Genomic DNA, 15,996 nt, shown 5'->3' on the forward strand with positions numbered 1-15,996 from the left:
AAAAGGCCCGCCGATTCCTCGGCGGGCCTCCGCAATTCCAGCGGTGGAAGCAGCTTTACGCCGCGCCCGCCCCGCCCTTCTTCTCAGCGTAGATGACCAGCGGCTGAGCGCGGCCTTCGACCACCTCGGCGTTGACCACCACCTCTTCGACGCCCTCGTATGACGGCAGTTCGAACATGGTGTCGAGCAGGATGCCTTCCATGATCGAGCGCAGGCCGCGGGCGCCGGTGCGGCGCAGGATGGCCTTGCGGGCCACGGCCATCAGGGCGTCGTCGGTGAACTTCAGGCCGACGTTCTCCATCTCGAACAGGCGACCATACTGCTTGATCAGCGCGTTCTTCGGCTCGGTCAGGATGGTCATCAGCGCCGCCTCGTCGAGGTCCTCGAGGGTGGCGATGACCGGCAGGCGGCCGATGAATTCGGGGATCAGGCCGAAGCGCTGCAGATCGTCAGGCTCGACGCCGCGCAGGATCTGGCCGGTGCGGCGCTCGTCCGGATCGGTGACCTTGGCGCCGAAGCCGATTGAGGTGCCCGCGCCGCGGCTGGAGATGATCTTCTCCAGGCCGGCGAAGGCGCCGCCGCAGATGAACAGGATGTTGGCCGTGTCGACCTGCAGGAACTCCTGCTGGGGATGCTTGCGACCGCCCTGGGGCGGGACCGAAGCGACGGTGCCTTCCATGATCTTCAGCAGCGCCTGCTGGACGCCCTCGCCCGAGACGTCGCGGGTGATCGAGGGATTGTCCGACTTGCGGCTGATCTTGTCGATTTCGTCGATGTAGACGATGCCGCGCTGGGCCCGCTCGACGTTATAGTCGGCGGCCTGCAGCAGCTTGAGGATGATGTTCTCGACGTCTTCACCCACGTAACCGGCTTCGGTCAGGGTGGTGGCGTCGGCCATCGTGAAGGGCACGTCGATGATGCGGGCCAGGGTCTGGGCCAGCAGCGTCTTGCCGGTGCCGGTCGGGCCGACCAGCAGGATGTTGGACTTGGCCAGCTCGACGTCGGAATTCTTCGTCGCGTGGTTCAGCCGCTTGTAGTGGTTGTGCACCGCCACCGAGAGCACCTTCTTGGCGTGCTCCTGGCCGATCACGTAGTCGTCGAGGACTTCGCGGATTTCCTTCGGAGTCGGGACGCCGTCCTTCGACTTCACGAAAGCAATCTTGTGCTCTTCGCGGATGATATCCATGCAGAGCTCGACGCATTCATCGCAGATGAACACGGTCGGGCCGGCAATCAGCTTGCGCACCTCATGTTGGCTCTTTCCGCAGAAGGAGCAGTACAGGGTGCTTTTGGAGTCGCCACTGGCGGCCTTGGTCATTTCGCTTCTCACACTCCGGGGCGTCTCGAACCTTGCGGCTCTAACGCCCCCTCCCCGCGGAACGATCCTGCGAGTTGGATTCGCAGGTTACACTGTGCGGGTTGTCTAAACCTTGACATTCCCCGATCCGTCGCCGCGCGGCAAGCGCCGCGATGCCACAGGGCCAGAACAATGCCCACAGACCGACTCGAATAGCCGACCCATCGTTAACGAATAGATGGTGTGCCCGTTGTATCGCCACAACGGCTGTGGCGCAGCCGCATCGCTCGATTGTGACGAATCGTGATGCAAGCGGCGTCTGGAATGGGGAAGGCCCGGGATTTCGGGCTATATGGGGACCATGGCGCGCAAGGCGACAATGCTCGGACGGCTGACTGTCGGCGGCGGGATCATGACCGATCCCCTGCACGAGCTTGGCATGGTGGCCTTCGATTTCGATGGCACGATGACGGTGCGCGACAGTTTTACCGCCTTCCTGAAGTGGCGTGCCGGGTCGCTGCGTTACGCCATCGGCTGCTTCAAATTGACGCCCCAGGTCATTGTCTACCTGTTCGACCGCAATCGCGGGAAGCTGAAGGCCGCCGCCGTGCGCGAGTTTCTCAAAGGCGCTCGTCAGGAAACCCTGCAGGAAGAAGCCCGCCGGTTCGCCGAAAAGAATTCCGGCCGGCTGATGCGGCCCGACGCCGTCGAAACCTGGCGGCGCTGGCGCACCAAGGGCGCCAAGACCATCATCGTCACCGCCTCGCCTGATTTCGTGGTCGCCCCGTTTGCCCGGGGGCTTGGCGCGGACGGCCTGATCGGCACGGAACTGGCCTTCGACGCCGACGGGCGGTGCCTGGGCGTCTTCGCCGGCCAGAACTGCCGAGGCCCCGAGAAGGTGCGCCGCCTGCGGGAAGTCTATGGCGATGACGTCCGCCTGACCGCCGCCTATGGCGACACGGCCGGCGACAAGGAGATGCTGGCCATCGCCGACGAGGCCGGCTACCGCGTCTTCAAGGGCAAGCCCTGATACGCAAAACGGCCCGCATCGCTGCGGGCCGCCTGCATTTCGATGAACCCGGGCCTAGCCAGCGCCGGCTTCGGTCTCTTCGCGCGAGCTCTGGACGTGGTCGACGAGGCCCCAGGCCTTGGCTTCGTCGGCGCTCATGAAGTGGTCGCGGTCGAGGGTGGCCTCGACCTCTTCATAGGTGCGGCCGCAATGCTTGACGTAGATCTCGTTCAGCCGCTGCTTGGTCTTCAGGATGTCCTCGGCGTGACGCATGATGTCCGAGGCCTGGCCGCGGAAACCGCCGCTCGGCTGGTGGACCATGATGCGGGCGTTGGGCAGGGCGATCCGCTGGCCGGCGGCGCCGGCGCAGAGCAGCAAGGACCCCATCGAGGCGGCCATGCCCATGCAGAGCGTCGTCACCGGGCTCTTGATGTATTGCATGGTGTCGTAAATCGCGAGGCCGGACGTCACCACGCCGCCCGGCGAGTTGATGTACATCTGGATCTCTTTCTTGGGGTTCTCGGACTCCAGGAAGAGAAGCTGGCTGCAGATCAGCGAAGCCATCGCGTCTTCTACTGGCCCCGTGAGAAAAATGATTCGCTCCTTCAGAAGGCGCGAGAAGATGTCGTAGCCCTTCTCGCCACGACTGGTGGACTCCCAGACCTGCGGGATAATATTGATCGCGGTACGTTCGTAGTCGTCGTGGTACATGGGTGCTCCTTGAAATGCGCGGGCCGTGTCGCGAATCGAACCGCGCCGCCACCCTCCCCCCGGATATCGTGCCCGGGTTAACAGGATGCAAGGGCGGCGCTAAGGCGCACCCGGCTCGAAGGCACGCCATTGCACGAAAAAGGGCCCCGGATTGCTCCGGGGCCCTCGTTCAGTTCCGATCCGCCAGGAATCAGTAGCCTTCCGGCATGTCGTCTTCGGCTTCCAGTTCGGCCTTGGTGACCGACTTGTCCGTGATCGTGGCCTTGTCGAAGATCAGCTCGACGACCTTGTCCTCATAGAGGGGCGCGCGGATCTGGGCCTGGGCCTGCGGGTTCTGGCGCAGCAGGTCGAAGGCCTGTTGCGGCTGGAGGCCGTATTGCTGCGACATGGCCATGGCTTCACGCTGAATGGCCGTGCTCAGCTCCTGGTCGCTGATGGTGACGTTGTTGATGCGGCCGATCTCGGCCAGCACCAGACCCAGGCGCACGCGGCGCTCGGCGATCTTGCTGTACTCGACCTTCAGGTCCTCGTCGGACTTGCCGGCGTCCTCTTCCGGCAGGTTGCCGGCGCCCTTGTCGGCCTCGACCTGTTGCCAGATGCCGTCGAACTCGGCCTTGACCATGCCGGGGGGCAGCGGGAAGTCGTGGCCCTTGTCCAGCTCGTCGAGCAGGGCGCGCTTCAGCTTGAAGCGGCTGGCGCGGCTGTACTGGTCGGCCAGGTTCTTCTGCAGGATCTCGCGCAGGGCGGCGAGGTCCGACAGGCCCAGGCGCGTGGCCAGCTCGTCGTTGACTTCGCTGTCCTTCGGGGCGCGCACTTCATGCACCTTGACCTCGAAGACCGCGTCCTTGCCGGCCAGTTCGGCGGCCTGGTAGTTTTCGGGGAACTTGACGTTGACGGTGACGTCGCTGCCCGGCTTGGCGCCGGTCAGCTGATCTTCGAAGCCGGGGATGAACTGGCCCGAACCGAGAACCAGTTCGGCGCCTTCGGCCTTGCCGCCCGGGAATTCGACGCCGTCGATCGAACCGACGAAATCGATCAGCAGCTGGTCGTCGGCCTTGGCCTTGACCGCCTTGCCGGTGCGCGGCTCGTAGGACCGGGCCTGCTTGGCCAGTTCGGCCAGGGCCTCGTCGACTTCGGCGTCGGTCGGCTCATAGACCGGCTTGGTCAGCGCGAGCTTGGAGACGTCGAGCGGCTCGAAGTCGGGCATCAGCTCGACCGACAGGTCGTAGGCCAGGTCGGCCTTGCCATCCATGACGTCGTTCATGTCGACGGTCGGCTTCAGGTCCGGCTGGGCGGCGGGGCGCAGCTTGTTATCGTCCAGGATCTTCTGGGTGGTCTCGTTCAGCGCGGCGTCGACCACCTCGCCCATCAGGCCCTTCCCATAGACGCGCTTGACGTGCGCGGCCGGCACCTTGCCGGGGCGGAAGCCCTTGATGTTCATCTGGGGCCGGATCTCTTCGATCCGCTTTTCCAGACGGGCGGCCAGTTCACCGGCCGGGACGGTCACACCGTAGACCTTGCTCAGGCCTTCACCGGACTTTTCAACAATCTGCATGGTTCGTCTTCATCTGGCGGCGCGCCGCTCACGTTGAGCGGATCGACCCGCGTCGGGGTTGGATCGGGCGCGCCGAGCAGGGCCATAGCAAGGCCCCGCGCGGCGCGAAGCGGGCCTTATGTCACGCAGGGCCTCCAGGGCCAACCCTAAAGGGCTATTCCTTGGGCTTATCCCCGCCCTCTTCGCCCTCTTTCAGCGACTTGCCCATGGTGCGGGTGATGTCCCGCTTCTGGCCGTCGGAGTTGCGGGTGTCGCGGCGGGCCTCATAGACGCCGGTCAGGTAGGCGATGTCCCAGCTGGTCAGCGCGTCGCTGGGCTCGATACCCAAAGCCTTGTCGGCGAACAGGTTGAGGATCGAACTGCCGGTCTTCGGCTCGGCCTGCGGATCGATCTGGGCCAGCGAGACGAAGGCGATGTAGTCGGCCAGGGCGGCGAACCGCACCTGCCCCACACGCTTGGCGTCGACCACGACGATGGCGCGGTCGAAATCATCGCGCGTGCGGCTGGAAATGCGACCCGTCGAATAGACCTGCACCTGGTCGCCCGAATTGTACTTGGTGCCGTCCTCGGTCACCCGGTGGGTCACATGCCACCAGCGCACCGGCGCGTCGGAGTTCATGAACTGGCGCAGGGCCTTGCGGCCGGAGGTCATTTCAAGGTCGTAGCGGGAGAAGGCCTGGGGCGTGGACTTCATGGCCCGCTGCACCGAAGCGTCGGCGTCGGCGGTGAACAGCACCAGCACATTGACCTTGCAGCCGGGCGCGCCGGGCTCCAGGCCGACCTTCACCGACAGGGCGGCGATCCGGTCGGCGACCAACTGGGCGTACTCTGGCTTCACCCCGGCCACGCCCGGACAGACCTTGCGGTCCCAGCGGGCGATGCGGCCGTTGCCGCTGTCGGCGGCGATGGTCTCGACGAAGGACTCGATCGCCTTCTTTTCGTCGAGCGGCGGGGCGCTGATGACGACGCCCGAGACGGTGGCCTCGTCGGCCGGCGGCGGCTCGGCGGCCGCTGGGGCTTGCTGGAACGCAAGGGCGGCGGCGGCCGCGAGACTGATGAACAACATGGCCTTATACGCGTCCCTCGCCCCCGACGGGCGGTGTTGTGGTGCGGATGAGAGGACTCGAACCTCCACGCCTTGCGGCGCTGGAACCTAAATCCAGTGCGTCTACCAGTTCCGCCACATCCGCAGGTTCGCTGCGGGAGATACGGGGGGTTGTGGCGGCGCGCAAGTTACCGACTGTCCATGCGCCGGGGCGCGGGCCTGGCGGGCCCGCTTAGCGAAGCGGACCTACAGTATACCCTGGCTCCGCGCTGGAAGGCGCCGAATACGGCGCGGCGCTTTGAAATCACTGCCGAACCTGTGCCCGACGGGTTGACCGATGCGCGGCGAACGTAGCCCGCGGTGTGGGTCGGGACGTGGTCGGGCGTCACCGATTGTGGGTCGGTATGAGGCCGTCGCAGGCTACATGGCGACGGGTTTGGACGGCGGCGGCAGAGGGCGGCAAAAAGGGCCGAAAATGAATATGTATAGACATATTCATCCGCCGATCGGCTCCTAGCCAAAGGGCGCATATTGCGAAATACAACCTGCCCTATAATCTCGACCGCCGGAAGACCATGGGGGCGAGACGATGACCTATCCACTCGATGCCCGGCTGCTCAGCGCCGCGCGTAACGCCTACGCCATCGTCGGCGACGGGCCGGTTCCCGCCGCCGGGATCGGGGCGGCGCCGACCTCCTCCGCTGCTGTCGGCTGGACGGCCCCGCCTTACGGCGTGCAGGCCGGGCCGAACAATGACGACGCCGGCCTGGTCGGCAACATCCCCGAAGGCATCGTCATCGCCATCCGCGGCACCACGCCGCCGGGGCCGGGCGAAAACCCCCGCCAGGTCATCACCGACTGGGCCAGCGACACCCTGGCGCTGCTCTTGCCGGCGGCGGGCAATCCGCCCGGCTTTCCCGGCGACATCCACCTGGGCTTCTACAAGTCCTTCATGCAGCTGTGGAGCAAGCTGGGGCCGGCGGTGAAGAACATCGTCAAGAGCTTCCCCAACCAGACCCTCTATGTCACGGGCCACAGCAAGGGCGGCGCGATCTGCCCGCTGGTCGCCTGGCGGTTGCGGCAGGACTATCCGGGCGCCCGCATCGTCGTCCGCAGTTTCGCAGGAGCCCGGGTCGGCGACGCGGTCTTCGCCCAGGCCTACAACGCCGCCCTGACCGACCACATCCGCTATGAGTACGGCAACGACATCGTTCCCCACCTGCCGGCCGAGACCAGCATCGTCGCGGCCCTCGGCGCGCCGCCGCTGGTGACCATGCTGCTGGAACACATCGACCCGGGCTACGCCAACGTCGGCACCCTGGCCTACATCCAGGACGACGAAACCCTGGTCCCCGACTCGCCGACGCTGGAGACCCAGCGCATCGCCAACATCATCGCCACCCTGCGCGCGCCCGACGGGCCCGCCCGGATCATCGCCTGCCACGACATCAGCAGCCCGACGGCGGGCTATGTCCGGGCGCAGTATCCGGCCTAGACGGGCCGCGCGTGCAGCCAGCGCAATGACGCCGGCGCCAGGTCCGGCAGGTCCTCGGCGATCAGGCCCGGTCCGAAGCGCGCGCCGGCATCGGCATGGATCCAGGCCCCCGCGCAGGCGGCCTGGAAGCTCTCCATGCCCTGGGCGATCAGGCCGGCGATGAATCCGGTCAGGACATCGCCCGAGCCGGCCGTCGCCAGCCAGGCCGTGCCGTTCAGGTTGACCGCCGCGCGGCCGTCGGGCGCGGCGATCACCGTGTCCGCCCCCTTGAGCAGCACGACGGCGCCGGCCCGCATTGCGGCGGCGCGGGCGGCATCGATGCGGGTCGGGCCGGCGGCCAGCAGGCCGGGGAAGAGGCGTTCGAACTCGCCGGGGTGGGGGGTGAGGACATCGTCCTTGTCGAGCACGTCGAAGAGGTCGGCCGGGCGGTCCTTGAAGACGGTCAGGGCGTCGGCATCGACGACCAGCGCGGCCCCGGTGCGGGTCAGGGCGAAGAGGTTGGCGCGGGTCTGGGGGGTAACCCCGGCGGCCGGGCCGATGACGGCGGCGTCGGCGTTGGCGGCCAGCGCCGCGAGGTCGGTATCGGTCTCGAAGGGGCTGAGCATCACCGCCTCGAGGGCGGCGGCATAGGTGCGGGCGGCGTCGGCGGGGCTGAGCAGGGTGACCAGGCCCGCCCCGATCCGCAGGGCCCCCCGCGCCGACAGCCGGGCAGCCCCGGTGTGCAGGGCGTCGCCGCCGACCACGACGGCCCGGCCGCGCGAATGCTTGTGCGTCGCCGCCGTCGGCATCGGCAGGGCCCGGCGCCAAAGGCCGGGCTCGTTCTCGTAGAGGCCGGTGTCGGTCCCGGCCAGGCCGATGTCGGCGACCACCACCTCGCCGCAGGCCGCCGCGCCCGGTTGCAGGACATGGCCGATCTTGCGCCCGTGGAAGGTGACCGTAACGTCGGCGCGAAAGGCGGTCTGGCCGAGCGCCTGGCCGGTGTCGCCGTGAATGCCGCTGGGGATATCCACCGCCACCACGGCCGGATGGCCGTGCGAGGCCCGCGCCGCCGTCAGCGCCTCGCCCTCCAGCGGCCGCGAGAGGCCGGCCCCGAACAGGGCGTCGACCATGACATCGCATTTCGGTCCCGCGCCCAGGGGGTAGACCCGACCGGTCCAGCGGCGGGCCATGGCCCTGGCGTCGTCGCTGGCCGGCGGGGCCAGGGCTTCGACCCAGACGTTCCAGCCGCGCCGCTTGAGCAGCCGCGCCACGACGTAGCCGTCCCCGCCGTTGTTTCCCGGCCCGCAGAGCACCGCCACCTTGCAGGCCCGATGACGGGCGCGGATAGCCTCGGCGACGGCCTCGCCGGCCCGTTCCATCAGGGTCAGGCTGGGGGTTCCGGCTGCCACCGCTGCGGCATCGGCGGCGGTCATCTGGGCGACGGTCAGGATTTCACGGGACATGGCTGACCTTCGCATACCGGGCGGCCGCGGCGCTACAGAACCTGCGTCGCCGCCTCGGGGCCGCGCTGCACGATCTTCAGGGCGCCATCGACGATCTCGAAGGTGGTCATCGAGGTGTGATCGGGGCGAAAGCCCATGACCCGGGTGTCGTCCAGGGCCGTCGAGACCGCGCCGTTGATGGCGACGTAGTGGCTGAACACCGCCGTCCCCGGATAGCCGGCCACCGCCGCCGCCACCCCGCGCCGCCACGCATCATAGTCGAGGTCGCCGACGATCTCGTGCCAGTGGCCGCCGAACGCCTCGCGCAGCCAGGCGGCGCGATTCTCGGCCGAGATGGCCTTCGGAGTCGGGATCTCGCCGACGCGCGGATCGATGATGACCTCGACGCCCAGGGCGTCGGCGAACGGCTGGGCGGTTTCCCGGCACCGCTTCAGGGGCGAACTGACCACCCGCGAGGGTCGCACCGCCTCCGGCAGGGCCAGCAGCGCTTCGGCGGCGGCGCGGGCCTGCTCCCGGCCGGTTTCGTCCAGCCCCGGGTCCTCGTCGGCGTCGCCCCAGGTCGAGGCCGGCTTGCCATGGCGGATCATGTAGACGGTGGTCATGGCGCGCGGCTCCGAAAGGTGGGCGTGGTCCCTGCTGCTAGCACAGGGCGCGGGCCCGTCCACGCCCCTCATCCGCTGCAATCTTCAGCAGGGGCCGCCCTGCCGCAACGACAGCTCAAAATGGGCGCTGCGAAAATCGCGACGCTTTCCGCCAAACGCGCCCCTCCGTCGCATGCTCGAGGCATCGCCAGCCCCTCCCCAGGCCCGCGACGCGGCCGCCCCACCCGGCCAATCGCCCCTTTTCGACGGCGCCCGAATCCTGAGCAAAGGGCGCCTTGATTTGCGGCGCCGCAAAGCCTCAACTGCATGCTCCACGGTGTGGCCTGTCTCGAGGCTTGTCCCCTGCCCCGCCCCTGTGTTCGTTCGCCTTCAACCGCCCGGGACCGACATGAAAAAGATCGAAGCCGTCATCAAGCCGTTCAAGCTGGACGAGGTGAAGGAAGCCCTGCAGGAACTGGGCGTCCAGGGCATGACCGTGCTCGAAGCCAAGGGCTACGGCCGCCAGAAGGGCCATACCGAGCTCTATCGCGGCGCCGAGTACGTCGTCGACTTCCTGCCCAAGATCAAGGTCGAGGTGGTGGTCGATGACGGCCAGCTGGCCGGCGCCCTCGAGGCCATCCAGAACGCCGCCCGCACGGGCCGCATCGGCGACGGCAAGATCTTCGTCTCCGACATCACCGATGTCATCCGCATCCGCACCGGCGAAAGCGGCGCGCAGGCCATCTAGTTTCGCAAAACTCTCAGCACTTCAATAACCTAGGGGATAGGTTCTATGACGACCGCTAAAGACATTCTGGCGATGATCAAGGAAAAGGACGTCAAGTACGTCGACGTCCGCTTCACCGACGTGAAGGGCAAGCTGCAGCACGTCACCTTCGACATTGACCTCATCGACATGGACTTCCTGGAAGACGGCACGATGTTCGACGGCTCGTCGATCGCCGGCTGGAAGGCCATCAACGAAAGCGACATGAAGCTGCGTCCGGACCTGGACACGGCCATCATCGACCCCTTCTACCAGCAGACCACCCTCTGCCTGATGTGCGATGTCGTGAACCCCGACACCGGCACCCCCTACAACCGCGACCCGCGCTCGATCGCCAAGGCCGCCCTGGCCCACACCCAGTCGCTGGGCATCGGCGACACCGTCTACTTCGGCCCGGAAGCCGAGTTCTTCATGTTCGACGACGTGAAGTGGTCGGTGGCCCCCAACGACACCTCCTACAGCTATGACTCCACCGAGCTGCCCGGCAACTCCTCGAAGTCCTACCCCGAAGGCAACATGGGCCACCGCCCGGGCCCCAAGGGCGGTTACTTCCCGGTCAACCCGGTCGACAGCGGCCAGGACATCCGCGGCGAGATGCTGGCCGTCATGGGCGAGCTGGGCATGAAGCCGGAAAAGCACCACCATGAGGTGGCCCCGGCGCAGCACGAGCTGGGCCTGAAGTTCGACACCATGGTCACCATGGCCGACCGGCTGCAGCTGTATAAGTACGTCATCCACAATGTGGCGGCGGCCTACGGCAAGACGGTCACCTTCATGGCCAAGCCGATGTTCGGCGACAACGGCAGCGGCATGCACGTTCACCAGTCGATCTGGAAGGACGGCAAGCCGATGTTCGCCGGCGACCTGTACGCCGGCCTGAGCCAGGAATGCCTGTGGTACATCGGCGGCATCATCAAGCACGCCAAGGCCATCAACGCCTTCTCCAACTCGACCACCAACAGCTACAAGCGCCTGGTGCCCGGTTACGAAGCCCCGGTGAAGCTGGCCTACTCGGCCCGCAACCGCTCGGCCTCGATCCGCATCCCGCACGTCGACAGCCCCAAGGGCAAGCGTCTGGAAGCCCGCTTCCCCGACCCGATGGGCAACCCCTACCTGACCTTCGTGGCCCTGCTGATGGCCGGCCTGGACGGGATCGAGAACAAGATCGATCCGGGCCCGGCCATGGACAAGAACCTCTACGACCTGCCGCCCCGCGAGCAGAAGAAGGTTCCGGAAGTCTGCGGCAGCCTCAAGGAAGCCCTCGAGAACCTCGACAAGGACCGCGCCTTCCTCAAGAAGGGCGGCGTCATGGATGACGACTTCATCGACGCCTACATCGAGCTGAAGATGGAAGAGGTCATGCGCCTGGCGCTGCACCCGCACCCGGTCGAATTCGAGATGTACTACAAGTGCTAGTCGGCGAAAGCTGAGCTAGTCTGGAAGGGCCGGAGAGCGATCTCCGGCCCTTTTCCGTTGTCGGAGACCCCATGGCCGCCATCGTCGTCGATCCCGCCCATGTGCATGAGTTCAAGGACGCCGAGGCCTTCTACGCCTGGCTGGGCGAGAACCACGGCACGGCGCCGGAGGCCTGGATCAAGATCCACAAGGTCGGCTCGGGCCTGCCGTCGATCACCGCCAAAGAGGCCGTGGATGTTGTCCTCTGCTGGGGCTGGATCGACGCGGTGCGCAAGGGCTTCGACGAGCAGAGCTTCCTGCAGCGCTATACGCCGCGCGGCAGGAAAAGCATCTGGAGCAAGCTCAATATCGACAACGTCGCCCGCCTGATCGACGAGGGCCGGATGACGCCGCACGGCCTGCGCGAAGTCGAGGCGGCCAAGGCTGACGGCCGCTGGGACAGGGCCTATGGGTCAGGCAAGGGGCTGCCGATCCCGGACGACCTGCAGGCCGCCATCGACGCCAGTCCGGAGGCCCGGGCGATGCTGCCGAAGTTGACGGCGCAGAACAGGTTCGCGCTGGCGTTCCGGGTCCACAACCTCAAGACCGAGGCCGGGCGGAAGAAGAAGATCGCCGCCTTCGTCGAGATGCTGGAGCGCGGCGAGACGATCTATCCGCAGAAGGGGTAAATCTGGTCCAGTCGACATTCAGAGTTTCCCGGTCTGGGGAATGAGCTGAATGGCAATTCGGCCTAGCCAGTCGGGCAGCATGCACGCCCCGCGCTTACTCTTGCGCCTGCTATCAATGGTGTTGTTTTCTGGGATTTTTCCGGTCATAGTTGTGTTCCGGGGGAGTTCTACGATGGCAAGAGATGACGAGCCGGCACCCGTCGGCCAGATGGGCGAAGACGGATCTTCGTGGTCCAAGACGATCTGGATTCCGACAATCGACGAGGCCGACATCGAGCTGATGCCCGACGAAGAGGGCATGAGCAAACAGATGGCGATCAGGAAACGCGCCATCGATGCGGGGCAGGCAAATCTGCCCAACGGGAAGGATCAGCACCTCGACGATACGCAGATGCAGCTCTGCAAGAATATCTTCGAGGGTATTCTCCGGCTGAATGAGTTCCTGGCCGAACAACTCGGCAAAGCGGTCAAACGCGCCACCGCGGCACTGGTGCATGTGGCGGAGGTCAAGCGCGTCAGGGCCGATATCGACAAGGAACTGCGCGCCGCCCTGGAGAACCAGCGCAGCCACTTGCGCCAGCTGCGTCTCAAGGATCTTCAGGCGGAGCGCGATCTAAGGGCCTTCGCCAGGCGCAACGGCCTCCTTCGCGCCGCCCACTACAAGGACTCGCTCCTTTTGCCGGTCGCAATTCTCGTGACAATGTTCGTTGTCGAATCTCTAATCAACGGCGTCGTGCTCGCGCAGGTCAGCGAACAGGGTGTGCTTGGCGGCGTCGTGATGGCGGGGCTGATCAGCGCCTTCAACATCGGCACCGGCATCCTCGCGGGGCTTTGGGGGTGGCGGAACCTGTTTCACATCGAGCCGATCCGAAGGGTGCTCGGCGGCGTCCTGACTTTTGCGTTTCACGCCCTGGCCGTGGTCGGCAACATCTTCGTCGCCCACTACCGAGAGGCCGCCGAATTGATGGTCGGGGAGAGCACGGGCGCGCTCAACATCGCCCGGCTCGGGCAGGACGCCGTCCAGCACCTGCTGCTAGCAGGCCCGTTTGGCATGACATCGCTACCGGCATGGGCGCTCTTGATTGTCGGGTTGGTCATCCACGCCTGGGCCTCCAAGGAGGGCTTCGAAGACTTCGCGGATCCCTATCCCGCCTATCGCAAGCATGATCGCACGGCGCGAGCCGCCGCGGCCGCCTATGAAGACGCTCTGGAGGATCTGCGAGATGAAGCACGCCATGGGATCGAGTCCATCGAGCAAGAGGCCGAGACAACGGCACGACGCGCGGCCGCCGCCGAGCGCGCCGTAAGGGAGCTCAAAAACCTAGCGATGCAGCGCCATCAGGAAATTCTCAACAGCGAGGACGCCTGGGTGACCGCAGGCAATCGACTCCTGAAGATGTATCGCGACGAAAACGTCGCCATACGGGGTCCAGGCCCCGCCTATTTTGACGTGTTTCCCGATGCTGCCGCCTACAGAACCGGAACGTTTGGCGCCGGCCTGAGGCGATCTGCGGACGTTGAGACCCAGGAAAATCTGGTCAAGCGGCATATGGACGACCTCGACGTCCTGATCGCCGAAGCAAGGGAGCGGGCAGAGGCCGCCGAAGCCCTCAGCAAGGAAGCCCATCGCCACGCGAGCATCCAAATCCGTGGGTTGGGCAAGCTCATCGACGCGGAGGACGAGAGCGTCACCAAGGCAGCCGAAAGGCAAATGAACGACCCGACCCGCGACCGCAGCGACCAGAGCGGCGACGACGCGGCAGAGAACAGCGGCGCCGAAGGAAGCGCGGGCCGGGCACGAAGAAATTGGAGTGAAGATGGCCCGCAGAACACGCGGTTACAGTGAGCGGAGGCCACGGCGCAAAAGACCGTCCAACGACGGGCGCCTGGCTTACTGGCTTCTCGGCGGATGCGGGGTCATCATCGTTTCCATAGTCACGGCGATGGTGGTCCTCAAGCCAGCAGACATAAATCCACTCACGGGGTGTCCGCGAGGAGATGGGGTGCCTAAAGCGCACACCATTGTCCTCATCGACGAAACCGACCGCCTCCCTCCCAACGAACTGAAGTTCGTTCGGGACCTCGTCATGACGGAGTACCGTTGGCTGCCCCTAGGGGGCCGTCTGACGGTCCGCAACATCGTCGCGGACACAGACGCCGGCGAAGACATCACTATATGCCGCATCGCCGACTCTTCCAGCAGCGGCGGACTCGTCGACAACGACCGCACGATCCGGGAGCGGTTCGATAAAATTGCCGGGTCCCGTCTGCAAGCGCTGTTCGAAGAACTTGCTGCCGCGCCCGTTCAGGAAACTTCCCCCATCATGGAAACAATAGCGGGGATGGTCGATCGCTCCGACTTCGGCGCAAACGTGCCTCAACGTCGGCTCACCGTGGTCTCGGATTTCGCCCAGCACAGCGACCTTTTCAGCATGTACTCCAGTCGCTGGTCACGAGCGCTCCCAAACGCCGTCGCCGAAGAACTCGGGCGCGACCTGACCGGCGTCGATGTGCGGCTGCAGTACGTCCGCCGACGGTCTCTCGCCGCCCTTCAAGGCGCCGAACACCGCGCATTCTGGAAAGGCTACATCGACGAGCAAAGCGCCAAGAGCGTAGCGGTCGACCACGGCCTGCTGATCGGGGAGGCGTTGGATCGGCCGACATGGATCTACACCCCCCCGGAAGGCTCCCGGCCAACCCCGCGCTCAGGCTCTTAGGAGGAACCAGATGGACTTGCTTGCGAAGCTGAGAGGGCGCGGCGACGACCTCAACGACGTACCCACCGCCGTCATGACTCCAATCGTCGCCGCCATGTTGGCCGACGGTCGGGTAGACGAGAACGAAGTCTTGCATGTCGAAGCCATCTGCGCGACGAGTCCCGTCTTCGAGCGGAACTCCGGCCTGCAGAACGAACGCCTCATCCTGCATGTTACACGGATGATCGAGGACAAGGGCGCGGAGGCCATGTGCCGCAAAGCGGCCCAAGTCCTGTCGCCGCCGCTACGCGAAACGGCCTTCATGTATGCGGTCCGTGTTGTGTTCAGCGACGGCTACATCGGCGAAACCGAACAGGGCATCATCGAAAACCTCACGGGCTGGCTTTCAATCAGCGAAGAGCGTGCCACGGCGATGATCGATGTTGCCACGATCATGCAGAACGGCGTCGACGCTTAGAGTCTTGGCGAGACAGTCCCAAGGAAGATGTCGGCCGGGTCGAAGCAGACCTGGTCCTTCCCCTTCAATGACCGCGACAACCAGGGGTGGTTCGACGCTTGGCGCTGAAGTCAGTGCACTCCGCGCAGCGGGGGCCGTTGCGATGGATTTCGATGCGCACGCACCCGCAATCGAATTTTCGAACGGTGGCCCAGGTTCCGCAGCGACGACAGCCGCACGCTTCATCATATTTCGCGACAAGTCGCAGCATCGCCAAACTCCCGCCAAGGGCGTATTTTTTCAAAACGATTTATCGTTCAACTCTGGGGAGGGAAAAAGATGTTGGCGAAATGTCACTTCCACGGCTGCAAGAAGCCGCCGTTCGACAACTGCGCTGTCTGCCGCCAGAACACCTGTCGGGGCCACGGCGGGCGAGTCGGCGAGCGCTTCGTCTGTTACAGATGCAGCCGCTCCTGAACCGGCTCTTGGCTCAGCACTCACCCTGCTTGCTGACGCTCACCCCCGCCGACGCCGCCGTGCAGGCGTTGCCGTAGGTTTTGCCATCCGTCCCGCAGACCGGCCGGTACTCCCGCGTGCACATCTGCGGCCGCGCCTTGCAGGTCCCCGAACCGTCGGCGATCTTCTGCATCTCCGGGGTCATCGAACAGAAGAGCCCGTCCTGGCACTGGAAGCCGGCGATGCCGCCGCACATGCCGCCTTCGGCGACCGGCGTGCGCGGGCCGGTGGGCGGCGGGGTGGCGCCGTCGGTCTGGCAGGCGGTCAGGGCCAGGCCGAGACAAGCGACGGCCAGCAGACTGCGGATGGGGCGGATCATGG

Annotated in this window: 15 protein-coding genes and 1 tRNA gene; 8 read left to right on the forward strand and 8 right to left on the reverse strand. The window is 65.8% G+C overall.

Annotated features, from left to right (window positions below):
- Window positions 1-55: 55 nt before the first annotated feature.
- Window positions 56-1,318 (reverse strand): ATP-dependent Clp protease ATP-binding subunit ClpX, encoded by a 1,263-nt coding sequence (gene clpX, locus O5I81_RS12225; RefSeq protein WP_271065160.1) that lies wholly within the window; start codon window positions 1,316-1,318, stop codon window positions 56-58.
- A gap of 391 nt (window positions 1,319-1,709) precedes the next feature.
- Between clpX and O5I81_RS12230 the strand changes: the two genes are divergently transcribed.
- On the forward strand, window positions 1,710-2,327 hold the full coding sequence (locus tag O5I81_RS12230) for an HAD-IB family hydrolase (protein ID WP_271065161.1): 618 nt from the start codon (window positions 1,710-1,712) through the stop codon (window positions 2,325-2,327).
- A 54-nt stretch (window positions 2,328-2,381) separates the two neighbouring features.
- Here O5I81_RS12230 and O5I81_RS12235 read toward each other — a convergent pair whose 3' ends face one another.
- The 4 genes from O5I81_RS12235 to O5I81_RS12250 all read right to left on the reverse strand — a co-directional run bounded on the left by O5I81_RS12235 (window position 2,382) and on the right by O5I81_RS12250 (window position 5,762).
- Entirely contained in the window at window positions 2,382-3,017 is a 636-nt protein-coding gene (locus O5I81_RS12235) for an ATP-dependent Clp protease proteolytic subunit (protein ID WP_271065162.1), read from the reverse strand.
- 190 nt (window positions 3,018-3,207) lie between these two features.
- Window positions 3,208-4,572 (reverse strand): trigger factor, encoded by a 1,365-nt coding sequence (gene tig, locus O5I81_RS12240; RefSeq protein WP_271065163.1) that lies wholly within the window; start codon window positions 4,570-4,572, stop codon window positions 3,208-3,210.
- Between the two features lie 154 nt (window positions 4,573-4,726).
- On the reverse strand, window positions 4,727-5,638 hold the full coding sequence (locus O5I81_RS12245; RefSeq protein ID WP_271065164.1) for a hypothetical protein: 912 nt from the start codon (window positions 5,636-5,638) through the stop codon (window positions 4,727-4,729).
- Window positions 5,639-5,677: 39 nt separating this feature from the next.
- Window positions 5,678-5,762, reverse strand: a tRNA-Leu gene (locus tag O5I81_RS12250).
- A 444-nt stretch (window positions 5,763-6,206) separates the two neighbouring features.
- Between O5I81_RS12250 and O5I81_RS12255 the strand changes: the two genes are divergently transcribed.
- Window positions 6,207-7,112: a lipase family protein gene (locus tag O5I81_RS12255; RefSeq protein WP_271065165.1), complete on the forward strand. Its 906-nt coding sequence runs from the start codon at window positions 6,207-6,209 to the stop codon at window positions 7,110-7,112.
- Here the strand turns inward: O5I81_RS12255 and O5I81_RS12260 are convergent.
- Together O5I81_RS12260 and O5I81_RS12265 are read right to left on the reverse strand one after the other, a co-directional pair.
- The gene (locus O5I81_RS12260; protein WP_271065166.1) at window positions 7,109-8,554 is read right to left on the reverse strand and encodes an NAD(P)H-hydrate dehydratase; all 1,446 of its coding nucleotides are present in this window, start codon (window positions 8,552-8,554) and stop codon (window positions 7,109-7,111) included. The two genes, O5I81_RS12255 and O5I81_RS12260, sit on opposite strands and share 4 nt — an antisense overlap.
- A 32-nt stretch (window positions 8,555-8,586) precedes the next feature.
- A complete protein-coding gene (locus tag O5I81_RS12265; protein ID WP_271065167.1) occupies window positions 8,587-9,156 on the reverse strand; it encodes a histidine phosphatase family protein in 570 nt (189 codons plus the stop codon).
- Between the two features lie 388 nt (window positions 9,157-9,544).
- On the opposite strand from O5I81_RS12265, the gene O5I81_RS12270 reads away from it, so the two are divergent.
- From O5I81_RS12270 to O5I81_RS12295, 6 genes are all read left to right on the forward strand, one after another.
- Window positions 9,545-9,883 carry a P-II family nitrogen regulator gene (locus O5I81_RS12270; protein WP_271065168.1) on the forward strand — a complete coding sequence of 113 codons (339 nt, stop codon included), beginning with the start codon at window positions 9,545-9,547 and terminating at the stop codon, window positions 9,881-9,883.
- 45 nt (window positions 9,884-9,928) lie between these two features.
- Window positions 9,929-11,338, forward strand: a complete 1,410-nt coding sequence (gene glnA, locus O5I81_RS12275) for a type I glutamate--ammonia ligase (RefSeq protein WP_271065169.1) — start codon at window positions 9,929-9,931, stop codon at window positions 11,336-11,338.
- A gap of 71 nt (window positions 11,339-11,409) precedes the next feature.
- The gene (locus O5I81_RS12280; RefSeq protein WP_271065170.1) at window positions 11,410-12,006 is read left to right on the forward strand and encodes a YdeI/OmpD-associated family protein; all 597 of its coding nucleotides are present in this window, start codon (window positions 11,410-11,412) and stop codon (window positions 12,004-12,006) included.
- A gap of 172 nt (window positions 12,007-12,178) precedes the next feature.
- On the forward strand, window positions 12,179-13,852 hold the full coding sequence (locus O5I81_RS12285; protein WP_271065171.1) for a hypothetical protein: 1,674 nt from the start codon (window positions 12,179-12,181) through the stop codon (window positions 13,850-13,852).
- Between the two features lie 157 nt (window positions 13,853-14,009).
- Complete coding sequence (locus O5I81_RS12290) at window positions 14,010-14,723, forward strand: hypothetical protein (RefSeq protein WP_271065172.1); 714 nt, start codon at window positions 14,010-14,012, stop codon at window positions 14,721-14,723.
- A gap of 10 nt (window positions 14,724-14,733) precedes the next feature.
- A complete protein-coding gene (locus O5I81_RS12295) occupies window positions 14,734-15,180 on the forward strand; it encodes a tellurite resistance TerB family protein (RefSeq protein WP_271065173.1) in 447 nt (148 codons plus the stop codon).
- Window positions 15,181-15,649: 469 nt separating this feature from the next.
- On the opposite strand, the gene O5I81_RS12300 is transcribed toward O5I81_RS12295, so the two are convergent.
- The gene (locus O5I81_RS12300) at window positions 15,650-15,994 is read right to left on the reverse strand and encodes a Kazal-type serine protease inhibitor family protein (RefSeq protein WP_271065174.1); all 345 of its coding nucleotides are present in this window, start codon (window positions 15,992-15,994) and stop codon (window positions 15,650-15,652) included.
- Window positions 15,995-15,996: the final 2 nt, after the last annotated feature.

This window comes from Caulobacter sp. NIBR1757, from assembly GCF_027912495.1.
Lineage (GTDB): Bacteria > Pseudomonadota > Alphaproteobacteria > Caulobacterales > Caulobacteraceae > Caulobacter.

Coding starts and splice junctions, on each gene's coding strand:
- clpX (WP_271065160.1), bottom strand. CDS start 1,318: ATGACCAAGGCCGCCAGTGGCGACTCCAAAAGCACCCTGTACTGCTCC.
- O5I81_RS12230 (WP_271065161.1), top strand. CDS start 1,710: ATGACCGATCCCCTGCACGAGCTTGGCATGGTGGCCTTCGATTTCGAT.
- O5I81_RS12235 (WP_271065162.1), bottom strand. CDS start 3,017: ATGTACCACGACGACTACGAACGTACCGCGATCAATATTATCCCGCAG.
- tig (WP_271065163.1), bottom strand. CDS start 4,572: ATGCAGATTGTTGAAAAGTCCGGTGAAGGCCTGAGCAAGGTCTACGGT.
- O5I81_RS12245 (WP_271065164.1), bottom strand. CDS start 5,638: ATGTTGTTCATCAGTCTCGCGGCCGCCGCCGCCCTTGCGTTCCAGCAA.
- O5I81_RS12255 (WP_271065165.1), top strand. CDS start 6,207: ATGACCTATCCACTCGATGCCCGGCTGCTCAGCGCCGCGCGTAACGCC.
- O5I81_RS12260 (WP_271065166.1), bottom strand. CDS start 8,554: ATGTCCCGTGAAATCCTGACCGTCGCCCAGATGACCGCCGCCGATGCC.
- O5I81_RS12265 (WP_271065167.1), bottom strand. CDS start 9,156: ATGACCACCGTCTACATGATCCGCCATGGCAAGCCGGCCTCGACCTGG.
- O5I81_RS12270 (WP_271065168.1), top strand. CDS start 9,545: ATGAAAAAGATCGAAGCCGTCATCAAGCCGTTCAAGCTGGACGAGGTG.
- glnA (WP_271065169.1), top strand. CDS start 9,929: ATGACGACCGCTAAAGACATTCTGGCGATGATCAAGGAAAAGGACGTC.
- O5I81_RS12280 (WP_271065170.1), top strand. CDS start 11,410: ATGGCCGCCATCGTCGTCGATCCCGCCCATGTGCATGAGTTCAAGGAC.
- O5I81_RS12285 (WP_271065171.1), top strand. CDS start 12,179: ATGGCAAGAGATGACGAGCCGGCACCCGTCGGCCAGATGGGCGAAGAC.
- O5I81_RS12295 (WP_271065173.1), top strand. CDS start 14,734: ATGGACTTGCTTGCGAAGCTGAGAGGGCGCGGCGACGACCTCAACGAC.
- O5I81_RS12300 (WP_271065174.1), bottom strand. CDS start 15,994: ATGATCCGCCCCATCCGCAGTCTGCTGGCCGTCGCTTGTCTCGGCCTG.